Origin of the sequence: Bacillus cereus group sp. BfR-BA-01382, assembly GCF_022663475.1 — a bacterium.
GTDB classification, from domain to species: domain Bacteria; phylum Bacillota; class Bacilli; order Bacillales; family Bacillaceae_G; genus Bacillus_A; species Bacillus_A thuringiensis_S.
The window spans coordinates 37,658-52,217 of sequence record NZ_JAKUFQ010000005.1 but is presented as its reverse complement, the minus strand read 5'-3'; the positions used below and the strand labels follow the sequence as shown (position 1 = coordinate 52,217).

The window sequence follows — 14,560 nt, the reverse complement described above, 5'->3', positions numbered from 1 at the left end:
GTGATTAAATGGACCAAACTGCCAAACATCTTACATTATTCTTTGCTAACGCTCAGCAAAGTGAAGAAGGAGAAATGCTAAGAGATTTACCAGCAGAACAAATCATTATTAATTGGGATCAGCTAGGTAACAAAAAAATAATATCCTTATCTACAGGAGAAGCATTAGAAGTTGATGTATCTAAAGAGGATGGTAATCTTATTCGGATTACGAATATGTCCTATTTTGGTTCAGGCAGATATGGCCGCTTGCTTGGAGCACTCTATACATTTATAGATGGCTCTGAGTCATGGGTGGTTTCTGTTAAGAGTAAAAGCAAAAGCTCTCAAAATCTAAATATGCTAATTGGAAACTGGTTTTATGGATTGCCATTCGATAAATTAAGTGAAAGTGAACATTGGACAGGCAGCCCCTATATTGGATACACAAAAGACTTCGTAGAAATACAAATGGGTCGAGTGGAAACTATTTGCGATATACAGTTAACACCAAATACTTATACGATTAGGCCAGGCGAGAAAGCAATTTTCTCCGCAATGCATCCCTATTCAGAAAAAGGAAACTGGATATATGATAAGAAATTAACTGTAATAGAGGAAACAAACAAATCCTTAGTTGTTACGAGTAATATAGAGAGTGAAACAGCATACGATATTTCCTACTCCGTACATAAGTGTATGAAAACATCTAAGCTATTTATACAAACTATAAAAGACAAAGATAAATTTAAAGATCCTAAAGAGCCAATTGTGCCGCCTTTGATGGATAAGCCGGCAACAATAGATGAGCCACCAAAAGATATAGTGGATTTAATGAATCCTGCAATCCCTATGTCACCTCTATACAAATATCCTAACATCATGAAAAGGAACGCTAGATATAGAGGGCATAGAGAGTCAGAAAAAGCATTACATGACCATCAAGAGCAAATATATGATATTAGACAGTTGCATCGTTCTATTACTGATTTAAAGAAAAAAGCAGACCTTGGTATACAATCTTGGTTTGAAGGTAAGAAAAATATTAGTATTTCTATGAAAATAGGAGAAAATGTGGAAAATATAAGCGAAATACAAAATATGCAGAACAATATACATAACGGACACATAAGAACTTTGGGGGACAATATGATACAATTAAACAGAGATTCTTCTGTCAATGGCATGCTAGGTATTTATGAACTGAAACAGCATTTGCAACAATTAGATGAGCGAGTTGCTGAAGCTGAAAGGAGATATCAAAGTTATGAGAATGCCTACGAGTAAAAGTGGTGGAGCGAAGTTTCGTGGACCAACCTCTTCCCAAGAGTATAATGAAAATGAAGACTTAAAATATGCAGAGTTATTGGAGTTGTATAAGCAAACAAACGAATTAAATATTACACTTAAGGAAGCACATCAAACAGTTATGATGGAAAATCTAACATTACATAATTATGTGAAAATCTTAGAGGACCGCATGGCTCTTATTGAAAAGCAAGTAGATACTCTTGGTGGACCATCAATTATAAATAAAAATTTTCATAAGACAGCTTTTGTGCAAGATATGAAGATAAATTATCCAAAAGAATTCCAAAATAATCAAATTACAATTCCAAGATCTGAAATTGATTTACAATATAGATTTGCAACTATACCAAAAATTCATCAAATATCAAAAACTCATATTGTGGATATCAATGGAAAACGGATTATTCCTTCTGAGTTAAAAGTTCAAGTGGGAAGAACCAGTAAAAAAGGAAAAGTAATAGATAATAACATTTTAAATGCATTTAATGGTGACAATTTATCTTTTTGGAGAAGAACCGTAACATATGACTCTCCAACAGATGTTCCTCAAAATGGTGAGGACGTTGTATTAGAAATTGAACTGCCATTGCATTTAGTTAATAACCTTCATGTTAATACAATTGCAATACACCCTCACCCAGAACGAGGGATTCAAATAAAGGATATTGAAATGCATTACAATGATGGGTGGCGAACAATTCAAGGCTTTCACCAAAATGAAATTACTAGTATAGCATCTGAAAATCATGCCCCAAGAAAGAAATGGTTTTTCCCGAGTGTACCTGTGCAAAAAATTAGAATCACATTTGTACAGAACTATTCAATCAATGTAGATGGAAAAACTATTTTTACATTAGGTGCACAAGAAATAGGTTTATTTTTAACAACATTTGAAACCAGCGGAGGAATGTTGTTAACACCATTTAATATGGAAGGGGTATATAACATAGAATCCGTAGAGCATGTTTTTCTAAATAGAGGCGCATTTAGCTACCCTAAAAATATGGAGACACAATTAAACGGAGCTATCTATGAATATGAAGTCTACGTAGAAGAGAATGATTATACACTTCGACCTCTTTTAAATGCTGATTGGAAAAACCAAATAGCAGAAAGGGTTTGGATTAAAACACATCTGCACCCTGATCCTTATAATGGAGTTAACCCCTGCCTTCATGCTGTGAGATTACATTATACAAAAGAATCATAGTATACAAGGAGGCAAATACTATGCCGAGTGATAGAACTATATCTTTAACAGAAATGGATATAAAAAGGCTGATTGAGCGTCAAGATGAGTTAGAAAAAGAAATTAAAGAGCTCCGAGAGACTATGAAGCATATGGATCGAAAAAGTGCTGAAACAGAAAAACGAGTAACAGAACTAGAAACAGAAGTATTAAATATAAGAAAATCTTTAAATGATATACAAGGATCGGTTAATTTGATTCAACGTGGTGTACTCACTGTGCAAGAGAACGTAGGTGAATTAAATTCCAAACAAGATGTAGCAATGAAATCTCAAGATAAGTTTATAGATTCTCAAGAACAGTTTATTGGCCAACTATGGAAAGCATTCTTTACTGTTCTAGGCATAGTAAGTGCTTTAGGGACTGCCGCAATTGCTTTAATTAAATAGGTATTATAAAGAAAAATGCAGTAATTTAGAGAGATCTGAAGGTAACTGCATTTTTTTATTGTTTAGTTTATTGCAGCATGATACAATAAAAACAAAGGATTTGAAATGCATTACAATATTTATTACTTGAGGGAAATGCTTAAACTATGATAGGGGATTTTTATATGCCAGTAGTAATTGAAAATTTTATGCCTGAGTTAGAAAAAATTAAAGATATTAGAGAAAAACTTAAAGAATGTAAAGAGGACTGGCTAGAAAGTAAGCTGGAAAACGTGAATCATAAGTATATAGGATCAAGAACTGTAACTCGAATATTAGATTATGCAACAGATGGCATTACATATTGGGATTTTGAACTTGTAGAACAATGGAGAGAAGAAGTGTATCAATATGATAGAAATACCGGTACTTGGTTTTTTGATGGATACGTGTATCGTGTTAAAGGATATTTATTTATTCCAGGATTAGGACAACGATCGCAATATGGTTCTAAAGTTATAATAGGTAGTACAGGGAATTCAGATGGTGCGTATAAATCAGCTGCTTCGTGTTGTTTAAATAATTGTGCATCTATGTTTGGTATAGGTTCATCTATTTACGATAAGATAAAAATTGAGACAGATGAAAATGATTATGAAAATCTAATACAAGATTCTAATTATTACGTAGGGCACACCCAAAATGCACGATTACAACAAGGACAGAAGCAACATTGGAACCAACAGTATCAGCAGCAACAAGGACAGTATCCCAGTTAAACCAATTTTAGAACAACAAGCAATGTATAACAACGCTATAGAAATGGAATATAACTTTTTTACCACTCCATTTAATAGAGTTTCACAACAAAGTAAATTAACTCAAATTCAAGCACAGTCACAGGAAACAGTAGAAACTAAAGAGGATATTTGTAATATAGAAAAGTCAAATGATCCTCTGATTAGCATAATACCCGATAATCCTTGGAATAGTTTTGAAGTTACACAAGAATTAGATAGATTAAAACAAAATAAAATAAGATTAAATATTTCCACTGACAATCAATTATTATCACATGTGAGAGAGTTTATTAAAGATGAAAATGCATCATTTGATTATATAGCTTCACACAATCTAAAGGACTTTAATAATTATTTAGACAAAAAAGTAGTATAGGAGTGAGTTATCAATGCAGACGGTTGAAGAACTTGCAAACTATTTTGTACTTTACATCACCCATGCTAGATTTTCAGTAAAAGCAAGAACTGATAGTGCTATTTCCTCAATTCAAGTTTTATTGAATAAAGGATGGACTTTACAAGAAATTAAAGAAGAATTAGATAATTTTTCAAAAACATACCCTCAAATTGTTACAACTCTTTATCATGTAGAGGAGATTATGAAAACAAAAGAGCTACCCAATAATTTGCTAAGTCCCACTTCATTTTACTATCACAATATTTTAAGAGAGGTACCACCGCCACCGATTTTAAAAAGAGATCCAAATTCGGGAAATTGGATGAGAGTAGAATCGGGGTTTTATCTAGAAATGAAAAATAGATTTACTCTACAAGACTTATTAAATTATTGGTATGAGAAAATGGATATCATTCCTAATAATCATATAATTAAGCAAGATGAGGGGAAATTTAAATATATGCTAGGTAACTATACAGTCGATGAATTATTATTTATGATTGATGTTGCCAAAGTACAACGGAAAGAAAAACAACTTAGAACATTAAGAAATGCTTTTGAATTAGAAAAGTATTTAGAAGAAGCAAGAGATTTTATTCAAAGGAAAGAAAATATTCATAAGGTGACAGGAATAAATAGGGAGATTAAACGTCATGCAAAAAACAGTGATACCGCAAAACCATAATAATGTTACATTATGGGTTGAATGTGGTGCTGATTTAAAAACAAAAAAATATCCGTTTACACGAAAGCATTTTATGTTTCCTGAGAACACTTGGCAATTCAGAGAGCATTATAATAATCAGGGTGTGTATCAAACTGTAATGCAATACATTAATCCAATTTGGTTTCAGAATGAAACAGGAAAATGGATTATTAATGCGGGTGACAGCTTAAAATGGGGAGATTTTTACTTAGATTTTGATACTATAATTAAAAGTGAAAAAGATTATATAAAACTAAAAGAAGATGTAAAGATAGCACTCAGATATGTAACGGTTATTATGCAAGTTAATATTAAACAGGTACAGCTTTATTTTTCTGGAAACAAAGGGATTCATCTGGTAATTCCTGCTATTACATTAGGATTAGATCCTCATGTAGCTCTGAACCAGATTTACAAATTGATTGCTAAAGATATTAAAAATTATTGCCCAAATAATACATTAGACTCGAAAGTATATGATGATAAACGTATGTTTCGGATGATCAACTCATGGAATATAAAAGGTGGAGCTTATAAAATTCCTATTACATATGAAGAATTTAATAAACTAAGTTATGTAGAATTAATTCAACTCGCCCAGTCTCCAAGAGAAATTAAGCTGGAGCAACCATTTGTTTCACAACGTGCACGGTTAGTTATAAAAAAACATATTGAAGAGTGGAACAAAAAATTAAATAAGCGAACAGAATTTTCAGGGAAAATCAGGAGAATAAAAACAGAACCCCCATGTATTAAAGCAATGAATGAAAAGTTATTCAGAGAAACTATAGATGAAAGAAACAATAGCGCTACCGCATTAGCAAGTTTCTATATGCAACAACAAATTCCAAGAGAAGAAACTATATTAAGAATGCAGCAATGGGGAAAAGAACGTTGTTCACCACCATTAAAAGCAAATGAAACTAAAATTATTGTTAACTCAGTCTACAACGCTCAATATAAGTATGGATGTAATTCATTCAAGCAAGCAAGTGGTGTCTGTAATAAAGAAAAGTGCCCTTTATTTAATAAGGAGATTTCAAAATGAGAAAAACATTTGGTGAGTTTGCTTTCCTTATTTACGGGTTTGGGATTGCAGTAATTATTAATAAATGCGTTCATAATCAATCAAAATATATTCAGCAAATAACTTTTATGATTACGCTGGCTATCATAATATTTGTTTGTTTACATATAGAAAATAGAATGTATAAAAAAAGACAAAATAGGGAGCGGAAAAAATGCAAAAGCAAAGAAATATATTAATTGTTACCCGAGATTTTAGTAAAGAAATTAGCACTAAATTTGAAAGAATCATTATGCTTCCTGTTAAAGGTATGGTGGATAATTTGAAAGGATTAAACTGGGATCAAGTCCTTGCTCCAAAGGAAATGGATAGTAATGAACAGGAATGGTTTAGAGAGTCTATTTTTCCTTTAACGTTAGATAATTACCCTAATAATATGGGGATTATTTACTATCAAAAAGATTTCACATAATTACCAAACTTGGCAAGGAAGAATTTTCTTCTTTCTTGCATAAAGTTCATGAAAATAGTTTGTATTTACCATTTACTATTTTCATGAATTTTATGCAGGGAATGAGTGAAAGGAGCACCTTAAATGACAATAATTAATTATCAAGAAGTTGATACTGATAATTCAACACTGAATCAAGATGAGGAAATCTTTACAATTAATATTGAAAATCCTTTGAAAGTTTGCTTGAGGAATCCGGAAAAGATTTTTAACCGTCCCATAAACTTTATTGAACAAAAAATGTTAAAAACAGTTCGAGATGTAGATGATTATTCTTGGAACCGAGATGCTCGAGGTGGACTTAGATCAGGATTTCCACTATTTGATGAAGCAATTGAAGGAGGCGTTCAAGCAGGTCTTTATTTAATTGCAGCACAACCTAACGTAGGTAAATCTGCTTGGATGTTACAAGTAGGTCAAAATATTGCGAATTTAAATAAAAATGCGCATGTCGCATATCATTCTTTAGATGATAGTGTAAATGAATTAACACCGAGATACATTGCTTGTAAGCAACAAATTACAATTTCACAGGCTAAAAATCCAGCACGATACATGAATGAGCCTGAAGTAATAGAAAAGCGAAATGAGGGTGTTAAACATTTATATCGAAATGCTAGTAGATTTTCTTTATGGGATTCTACCGAAGGAACGAGTGTAGAAGCTATTGAAAAAAGAATTCAGGATTTAAAAATGGCTTTTCCAGATAAAGAATTAGTACTCATGATTGATAGTATCTATGATTTAACGGTGGAGTCTAAACAATTACAAGATAAGAATTTGTATGAATATGTTGCTAGAACTGTTAAGCAATGGTGTGTAACATACGATTTGGCCATTTTTTGTACAGCACATTTAAGGAAATTAGGTGGTAATCGAAGGCCATTAACAGAAGACTTGAAAGAGAATAACCGTTTAGAATATGAAGCGAATTTTATAGCACTTTTATACAATGAAGTAGGGATTAAAGAAGAAGGTGCTCAGGTTTATTGGCTAAATGAAGATACTGAGGAAAAAATGCCGGTCATTGAAATGAAAGTCGGTAAGAATAAATTAGGCTCTTTTAAAGGTACTCACTTCTATGAATTCGTACCAAATATGTCATTTTGTATGGAGGCCTCTATTGAATCCCGTAGAAGATATGCTTCTTTAGTTTATCAAAGTTAAAGGGGAATATGAGAATGGAAAGTTCATATATTAAAGCTTTAAAGCATACAAAGGATAAAGTTAAATTCGTATTGGAAAATTATCCAGAGACAAGAAATAATGATAATTTGCTGTGTACAACATACTGGAGAATCATTGACCGTATAGAAGATATACATAGTATTCAGTTTGCTACTGGAACAGAAGTTATCCGTCGAGCAAGGCAATCTTTAAATGAAAAAGGACTATTTCTAGCAACAGATCCAAAAATATTAAGTAAAAGAAAACGATATGCTAAGGAAGTAAGATTAGGTATCAAAATTATATAAAGGAGTGGAAAATATGCCAACACAGATGAATAATCATCTAAGAAGATATGTACAGGATGGGATCCAAAAGAAGATTCGTCTTAATAGCCTAATTAAATCTTATCAAGTACAGTTTTCGAAAACAAAAGAAGATGTAATCGACCAAAGTGATTTACAACGTAAGATGGAGTATAACGGGATTCCGGAGATGAAAATAAAGCAAATTACATCGCGTCTAAATAAGGATCAGGAAATTGAAAAACAAACTATAAAAATCTTAAGAGACTTAAACTCTGATATGGATGATTTAACAATTGAAATTAATGCTCATTTAGAGGAGTTGTCAGCTATTGAGATTGAATCTGGCGGATTTGTGACACATGCTATTGGTATTGATAAAGATACTACATTAGATAAAGAGAATATGATTTTAAAATTGAAAAAGAACAGTCATGCAGAAATTCCAATTGGTGTTCGCCTTGATAGCTGGAAGGATAGCTCACAGTTTACAATATCAAGAGAAAAGAAAGGGGATATATAATGTTATTCTCATATTATTTTGATACGAAAAAGACTCATTTGCTAAATTGTCATTTTACAGTTTTACAGTTTACTAAAAAAAATGCTGGTGTTATTGATGTTATGTTCTCAGCTGAAGTATCTGAAATAATGAATGGTAAAAAGAAAAGGAAAGAAATGAAAGTTTCAACATTTTCTTTTGCACCATCGTCAAAAGATGAAGCAAAACATGATATAGATTTTAGTCGTGTCCGCTACGCAGAACAAGGAAAATGGATATTTACTGTTACAAATAACAAAGATGAGGAACAGAAGGTAACAGTGGGATTAATTACCCAATCAGCTAATAAGAATCCTATTGGTATGGATATCTACCATGATGATGATTTTTCAGCAGAATTGAAGGCTAATACACTAGCTATTCTCGAAAAGAATTATATTGCACCAGTATTAACTCAAACATTAGTAAATGCACAATTTGAACAACCTGGATATCCAGAAGGATTCTTTTCAGTTTCTGGAACGTATAATAAGGAGTTTCAAATGTATACTGTCTCTGATTTTATACAAGAATTCTCAGAAGCAATTCCCGAAAAAGCAAAATTTGATATTACACTGAATCTTGCACCCTCTGAGTTAATTAAAGATAAAAATGAAGTATTTTCGCTTATGATTGAGAATTTGGGTACCATTAATTTACTGAAAAATGGATTAGAATATAAACCTTATAATGGAAGTTCATCTGATGTTATATTTGATCAGTATGAAAAAGAAATCACAGAGAAAGATTTCTTTAATAACGGGTTTACTACAAAATCTTTTATTAAGCTTAATGGCGATGGGAAAGGTAACTTAATTATTTCTTATAATGGAAGAAATATAAGTGTTACATATGATTCACAAGTAGAAATGTCAAAGATAACATTTAAAGGAACATTAAAACCCTTGTCTGATAGTTTAATAGATGAAGAAAAAGAAAAAAATAATCCTAAGAACTGGACTAAATCAACGGTCGATGATATCAAAGTAGTTTATCATAAATAATCTAATAAAATACAACCAATAGTTATATATAGTACGAATTGAAATATTATTAAAACTTCAAAATTCATAAAAGATAGAAGAATGGATGATAAATAAGGTGAAATATATTCCGATTCACTGTAATGCATTGTAGAAGTATTGATGTCCATGTATATAGAATTTAGTAATACTTTTAAAATAATATTTAAAAGAAATGGTTCTATTATTAAAGATAAAGTGACTATGCAGATTTATAAAGAATTTGAAATAACATTCATTAATAGCTGTTTTCAAGGACACAACTATGGGAGATGAAAGATATGATGATACACAAGCCGAAGGCATTAGATTATTTTAAAAAAGAACTAGAACAAATTAAGGATGCGAATTTACAAACCTTTTTTTACAATTCTTTAGCAATTGCTCCAAAAAGTTTTCATAATGATGAAGGATTAATGGAATATACAAAAAAAGCATTTTATATTTTGTATGGTTTTTTAAATCAACGTCAAATAATCGGGACGGTTCGTGAAGCACTGCTAGGAACGACTTTACTATGTGATATTATGTTTAATGAATTTGAAGATGAAATGAAAAAACTACATCCAGTTGCAGTTCGAACATATTTAGAGAATCACGGAATGAATAAAGAGATTCAACAGGGATTATGGGAGAACATAATGCGAGCAATTGAAGCACACCATGGAAATAAAGGAGCATCTCCATCATTAGATGCTAAACCGGGTACAGCTGAGTACGAATTAGCTCAAGCGTTTATAGTAGCACATATGCCTTATGTAAATATTTATTGGGAGGATTTATATAATGAAGGGAAACATAAAAAATAAGCTTAAAACTACTTTTTTCTGGAGTGGTATGGCATCAGCTACTTTAGTCTTTGCTCAATCTATGGCCATACTTTTAGGATATGAGTTACCACAAGATACAATTGCTAAAATCATGGGAGCTATAAATAGTTTGTTAGCGCTATTAGCTTTTAGTGGATTACTCGTAAATCCAGAGGAAGTAAATTCATTTCAAGCAATGGTAACAAAAATGAAAAAAGATTAATAAATAAATGTTCTCTATATATAGAGAACATTTTTGTTGCTTACATCTGTAGTTTAAGAATATCAATTAACATAGAAATGTATTACATATTAACTTATGTGCAGTAATATGAAAAACGATTGGCTCTAGTATTAAAATAATATAGATGAAATAGCTGGATTTATAGAAAAAACATTTACTTATAACAAATGTCTAGTTAAAAATCTATGGATAAAAGCAATAAATATAATAAAGATTTTCTAAATGTTATGGAGGTAGAACAGTATGTTAAAACTACTAAAAATGTGGAAGTGTAAGAGAAAAGGCACACATGAATATGCGTTTATAGATAGTAAATGGGACGGTCCTAAAAAGTATGGGGTAAAAATACATACACGGGTATGCAAAACATGTGGTTCCGTTAAGAAAATTATAGTGTGAGTAGATAAAGAATTTTTATGTTCAAGAAACGAGTAATTGGCACATTAGGAGAAGGTGTTGCGTTAGCAGGAATAATTGTGGCAGTAGTAACTGATGCAGAACAGAACTACATTTGCAGCGGAATTTAGTATATGTATAATAAGTATTCAACCAATTTATTTCATCCTATAAAATATGATAAATTAACAATATATATTGTTAATTTACAATTAAAATAGAACCTAATAAATAAATTCAAAATATACTTTGAGGTGAGTCTAAATTGTGTTTTAATGTGTAATTTTCTTTTTTTATAGGTGAATTCTAGTATGATACGATTACAAAAAGGGGACAGGGAATTCTAAGGAGGAATTTCCGTAATGTTTAAAGTAGCAGATTATGTAGTAAGGCAAGTTATATCTCCAGAAATAGGAAAAGATCTTATTGATTGGGGGCTTAAAGCTATTGGTACTGAGGTAGCTTGGAAAAAAACAAAAGGAGAAGGTATTAAAGTTGCTATTCTTGATACAGGAATTGATGAAGATCATCCTGACTTAATAGATAATGTAAAAAAATATATAGACTTTACCAATTCACCTAGTCAATATAAAGATATGCAGGGGCATGGAACTCATGTAGCAGGGATTGTAGCTGCAATGGATAATGGTATTGGCATGGTTGGTGTCGCACCTAAATCAGAATTATATTGTGCTAAGGTACTAGGCGATAACGGCAAGGGCGGGTTTGAAGCAATGGTTCGTGGGATTAAATGGGCCATGGATTGCAAAGTAGATGTTATTTCTATGAGTCTGGGGACCGCTAGTCGTCCCCCAGAAGTGCTATATCAAACTATCAAGCAAGCTATTTCTCAAGGTATTGTATTTGTAGCAGCTACAGGTAATGAAAATAGTCAAGTTTGTTATCCGGCAGCATACGATGAAGTAATTGCTGTATCCGCTGTAGATGAAAAAATGCAACATCCTCAATTTTCAAATCAGGGTATAGAAAATGAAATTTGTGCTCCAGGTGTAAATATTTTATCTACTTATAAAGAGGGATATTACGCACGTTTATCTGGAACATCAATGGCTACTCCGATTATCTCTGGGGCAATTGCATTGATTATCGCTCGCTATAAACAACTGCATAATGGAGTAAATCCATCCGTATCAGTAGTACGGGAACTATTGCAACATATGGTTAAAGACCTTGGTGTACAAGGGCGGGATGAGCTATATGGTGCAGGAATTATTAATTTAGCTCTACTTCCATAAAAGACAGGTTTAAATCCTGTCTTTTTTATTTTTTTGTGCTATAATTAAGCGCGTGAAAGGCATTACATAATACTTAGAGGGAATTGTAGGGATTTATAGAATTACTCTCTAAAAAATACTAAAATGGGCATGTATGTTCAATAAGAACTGATTTTTAAGTTTATTTGAAGTTTCAGATGTACTGCAAATTAACTAAAATTATAATAGCAAATAAAGAGAAAGTAGATGGGGGCATGACAAAAATATCGCTAGGAAGGCGTGTAAGCACAAAAAATAATAATGGAAGGAGTGAAAAAATGAGTAATTATTGAAATGAGAGAGAATCCAAAGTGTAAGATATAAAGCAATGAAAGAATTTAATGGGGCGCCTAGTAGATAAGGAGTAACAATAAATGGGAACTATTACAGCACAGGATAAACAAGTTTTATTATATCAACAAACAGGTATATCTGAACCACTCGTAAAAGAATATGAAAATTTTCTCAATAAGTATTACACCTTACTAACGAAAGATGTGATTAATTTTAAAAACTATGACATTCGCTGTTTTCTAGCTTGTTATATTAATAATAAGGGTATTATAAAAAATTTGAAGGATGGGGGGTTCTATTCACAAGAATCAATTAAACAAGCCTATAAAGCATTAAATTATTTAAAATGGGTGTTTCGTAATCATACGAAAGATGAATTAAGAGCTGAGCTATTGATACCATTCTTACTGTGTGCTCGTCATTATAAGCCACAAGGGAGCTCATTTAAAAAATACATATATGTTTCTTATAAATTTAATCTAAAAAGACTGATCGATAGTATGAATCAAGATTTACTTGATCATAAAGATATGATTTATCAAAATAATTATACAGATCAAAATAATGAAAAGGGTTTAGAGGAAACACTTAATAAGTTAGAAAGTAAAAACCCTAGTATATTAGAAATTGAAATGTCTACAGGATCAGAACTTAATCATCCAAGTTGGGTCCATGGAGATGTATCGCAATTCCCTTTTAATAAACTAAAAAGTCATGAGCGCTATATTCTTGCAAAATACTATTATGAAGGATATACCGACAAAGAAATCGCAAGAATGATTCCGTATCATTCAAAGTCTATTCATCGAATTAGAAAAAGAATTCAGATGCAATTACAAGATATGTTAAGTAAAGGAGAATTAAAATGTCTAAGAATGCAAGCAAGAACTTATTAGAAATATTAGAAACGCCTTTAGTAGCCCTTATATGTTCAAGTAAGAATAAGCATTATGGAATTTATATAGAAGATATGAAATTAGGCAATGCAGATTTTCAGGAAGAGCTTATAAGAATAGATACCATTTTTATACCATATAAATGGTTTGATTCAATTACAGCATGTAATGAAGAAAATTTAAAAGAAATTAAAGAGAAACTTGAAGTTTCTTAATCTTTCTTATGTTTTGTCTTGTTACCTTATTATTCTTATTGTATAATCGATAGTGAAATGCATTACATGAAAAGGATGGTTGCAACTAAAAATATGAGAGTCCTAATTAATTCACAGTATAGAATAAAATGAATTTATTTAAGAAGAAAATAGGGTCCTTAACAATTGAAATGATGGATAGGAAGATGATTCAAATTAACATGTTGGATAATCTATTAATAAGATTTTTTGAAAATAGTCTTATGCTAGAAAACAGTTAAAATAGAAGATAGGAGTAGGTGTGTTAATGCCTAAATATGACTTTATAGTAGTGAAAATTATCTTGCAGAATTAAATAGTGCCTTTAACGATACTTGAACTAAAGAATGGTATACAAATCAATTTACATTTTATCTGAACTTAGAAAGAAAAGTCTATTTAACTTCACTAAAACAATACTAAGTTATTGTAAATGTTTTTGATGTGATTTACATTCTTATAGTAAAATAATATGGAAAACCAGTATATTATAAGCTCTTTAAAGGTACTATAATTCTTTTAGAGTTATACATGCAGTTTAAAAATATTAACCAATTCTTAATATTATTCAAGAAGAGACACATGGTGGCATTTTTACAACGCTGGAGTTTGACACTAATTTATCCTCTAGATTAAGAACTAAATAATTGGTTGATTCTTATATGAAATATATCAATTTTATCAAAGGATGGGACATTACTTATGAACAACAATATTCATTTTGTAGATATCGGATTTTCAAATTATGTGGATGCTGGTAAAATTTTAACAGTAAATCGACCTGATTCTTCACCAATTAAACGTTCATTACAGCACGCAAAAGAAGCAGGGCGTTTTTTAGATTTAACACAGGGAAAGAAAACAAGAAGTATTATCACGCAGTCATCTAATACAGGTTTAATTTTTACAGCTTCTGCTGTTCAGACATCCACAATTATGAATCGCATTCGCGAGACTGAAGTGAAACAGTCAAAACGAATGGCAGGAAAATTAATAGAAAAGTCTGTTGAGGTAGGAAATCAGTAATTAAAA

General features: G+C 31.3%; 19 protein-coding genes. All 19 read left to right on the top strand.

Features of this window, described 5'->3' with window-relative positions; genetic code table 11:
* Positions 1-8: 8 nt before the first annotated feature.
* The 19 genes from MR160_RS03750 (at position 9) to MR160_RS03660 (ending at position 14,554) form a co-directional block, all read left to right on the top strand.
* Positions 9-1,265: a hypothetical protein gene (locus tag MR160_RS03750; protein ID WP_000372860.1), complete on the top strand. Its 1,257-nt coding sequence runs from the start codon at positions 9-11 to the stop codon at positions 1,263-1,265.
* A complete protein-coding gene (locus MR160_RS03745; protein ID WP_001242767.1) occupies positions 1,246-2,499 on the top strand; it encodes a hypothetical protein in 1,254 nt (417 codons plus the stop codon). Before MR160_RS03750 ends, MR160_RS03745 begins: the two co-directional genes overlap by 20 nt.
* 20 nt (positions 2,500-2,519) lie before the next feature.
* Entirely contained in the window at positions 2,520-2,927 is a 408-nt protein-coding gene (locus MR160_RS03740; protein ID WP_001138728.1) for a hypothetical protein, read from the top strand.
* A gap of 164 nt (positions 2,928-3,091) precedes the next feature.
* Positions 3,092-3,685 carry a hypothetical protein gene (locus tag MR160_RS03735; protein ID WP_098900383.1) on the top strand — a complete coding sequence of 198 codons (594 nt, stop codon included), beginning with the start codon at positions 3,092-3,094 and terminating at the stop codon, positions 3,683-3,685.
* Positions 3,609-4,082 carry a hypothetical protein gene (locus MR160_RS03730; RefSeq protein ID WP_242297081.1) on the top strand — a complete coding sequence of 158 codons (474 nt, stop codon included), beginning with the start codon at positions 3,609-3,611 and terminating at the stop codon, positions 4,080-4,082. Before MR160_RS03735 ends, MR160_RS03730 begins: the two co-directional genes overlap by 77 nt.
* Before the next feature lie 13 nt (positions 4,083-4,095).
* Positions 4,096-4,788: a hypothetical protein gene (locus tag MR160_RS03725; protein WP_098251099.1), complete on the top strand. Its 693-nt coding sequence runs from the start codon at positions 4,096-4,098 to the stop codon at positions 4,786-4,788.
* The gene (locus MR160_RS03720; RefSeq protein WP_098566585.1) at positions 4,757-5,857 is read left to right on the top strand and encodes a primase C-terminal domain-containing protein; all 1,101 of its coding nucleotides are present in this window, start codon (positions 4,757-4,759) and stop codon (positions 5,855-5,857) included. The genes MR160_RS03725 and MR160_RS03720 overlap by 32 nt, the downstream gene beginning before the upstream one ends.
* On the top strand, positions 5,854-6,075 hold the full coding sequence (locus MR160_RS03715) for a hypothetical protein (RefSeq protein WP_098900384.1): 222 nt from the start codon (positions 5,854-5,856) through the stop codon (positions 6,073-6,075). The genes MR160_RS03720 and MR160_RS03715 overlap by 4 nt, the downstream gene beginning before the upstream one ends.
* Positions 6,051-6,308: a hypothetical protein gene (locus MR160_RS03710; RefSeq protein ID WP_001171823.1), complete on the top strand. Its 258-nt coding sequence runs from the start codon at positions 6,051-6,053 to the stop codon at positions 6,306-6,308. Before MR160_RS03715 ends, MR160_RS03710 begins: the two co-directional genes overlap by 25 nt.
* Before the next feature lie 123 nt (positions 6,309-6,431).
* On the top strand, positions 6,432-7,514 hold the full coding sequence (locus tag MR160_RS03705) for a DnaB-like helicase C-terminal domain-containing protein (protein WP_000152597.1): 1,083 nt from the start codon (positions 6,432-6,434) through the stop codon (positions 7,512-7,514).
* A 14-nt stretch (positions 7,515-7,528) separates the two neighbouring features.
* Positions 7,529-7,822: a hypothetical protein gene (locus MR160_RS03700; protein WP_000446121.1), complete on the top strand. Its 294-nt coding sequence runs from the start codon at positions 7,529-7,531 to the stop codon at positions 7,820-7,822.
* Positions 7,823-7,835: 13 nt separating this feature from the next.
* Positions 7,836-8,342, top strand: a complete 507-nt coding sequence (locus tag MR160_RS03695) for a hypothetical protein (protein ID WP_001143146.1) — start codon at positions 7,836-7,838, stop codon at positions 8,340-8,342.
* Positions 8,342-9,364 carry a hypothetical protein gene (locus tag MR160_RS03690; RefSeq protein ID WP_000899460.1) on the top strand — a complete coding sequence of 341 codons (1,023 nt, stop codon included), beginning with the start codon at positions 8,342-8,344 and terminating at the stop codon, positions 9,362-9,364. The genes MR160_RS03695 and MR160_RS03690 overlap by 1 nt, the downstream gene beginning before the upstream one ends.
* Before the next feature lie 299 nt (positions 9,365-9,663).
* Positions 9,664-10,191, top strand: a complete 528-nt coding sequence (locus MR160_RS03685; protein ID WP_000972646.1) for a hypothetical protein — start codon at positions 9,664-9,666, stop codon at positions 10,189-10,191.
* Complete coding sequence (locus MR160_RS03680) at positions 10,169-10,414, top strand: phage holin (RefSeq protein WP_157466321.1); 246 nt, start codon at positions 10,169-10,171, stop codon at positions 10,412-10,414. The genes MR160_RS03685 and MR160_RS03680 overlap by 23 nt, the downstream gene beginning before the upstream one ends.
* 779 nt (positions 10,415-11,193) lie before the next feature.
* Positions 11,194-12,087 carry a S8 family peptidase gene (locus tag MR160_RS03675; protein ID WP_058839228.1) on the top strand — a complete coding sequence of 298 codons (894 nt, stop codon included), beginning with the start codon at positions 11,194-11,196 and terminating at the stop codon, positions 12,085-12,087.
* 392 nt (positions 12,088-12,479) lie between these two features.
* Positions 12,480-13,295 carry a sigma-70 family RNA polymerase sigma factor gene (locus tag MR160_RS03670; protein WP_000536764.1) on the top strand — a complete coding sequence of 272 codons (816 nt, stop codon included), beginning with the start codon at positions 12,480-12,482 and terminating at the stop codon, positions 13,293-13,295.
* Positions 13,265-13,510 carry a hypothetical protein gene (locus MR160_RS03665; RefSeq protein ID WP_000041513.1) on the top strand — a complete coding sequence of 82 codons (246 nt, stop codon included), beginning with the start codon at positions 13,265-13,267 and terminating at the stop codon, positions 13,508-13,510. Before MR160_RS03670 ends, MR160_RS03665 begins: the two co-directional genes overlap by 31 nt.
* Before the next feature lie 720 nt (positions 13,511-14,230).
* Positions 14,231-14,554, top strand: coding sequence for an extracellular matrix/biofilm biosynthesis regulator RemA family protein (locus MR160_RS03660; RefSeq protein WP_001063509.1), 324 nt, complete (start codon positions 14,231-14,233; stop codon positions 14,552-14,554).
* Positions 14,555-14,560 lie beyond the last annotated feature (6 nt).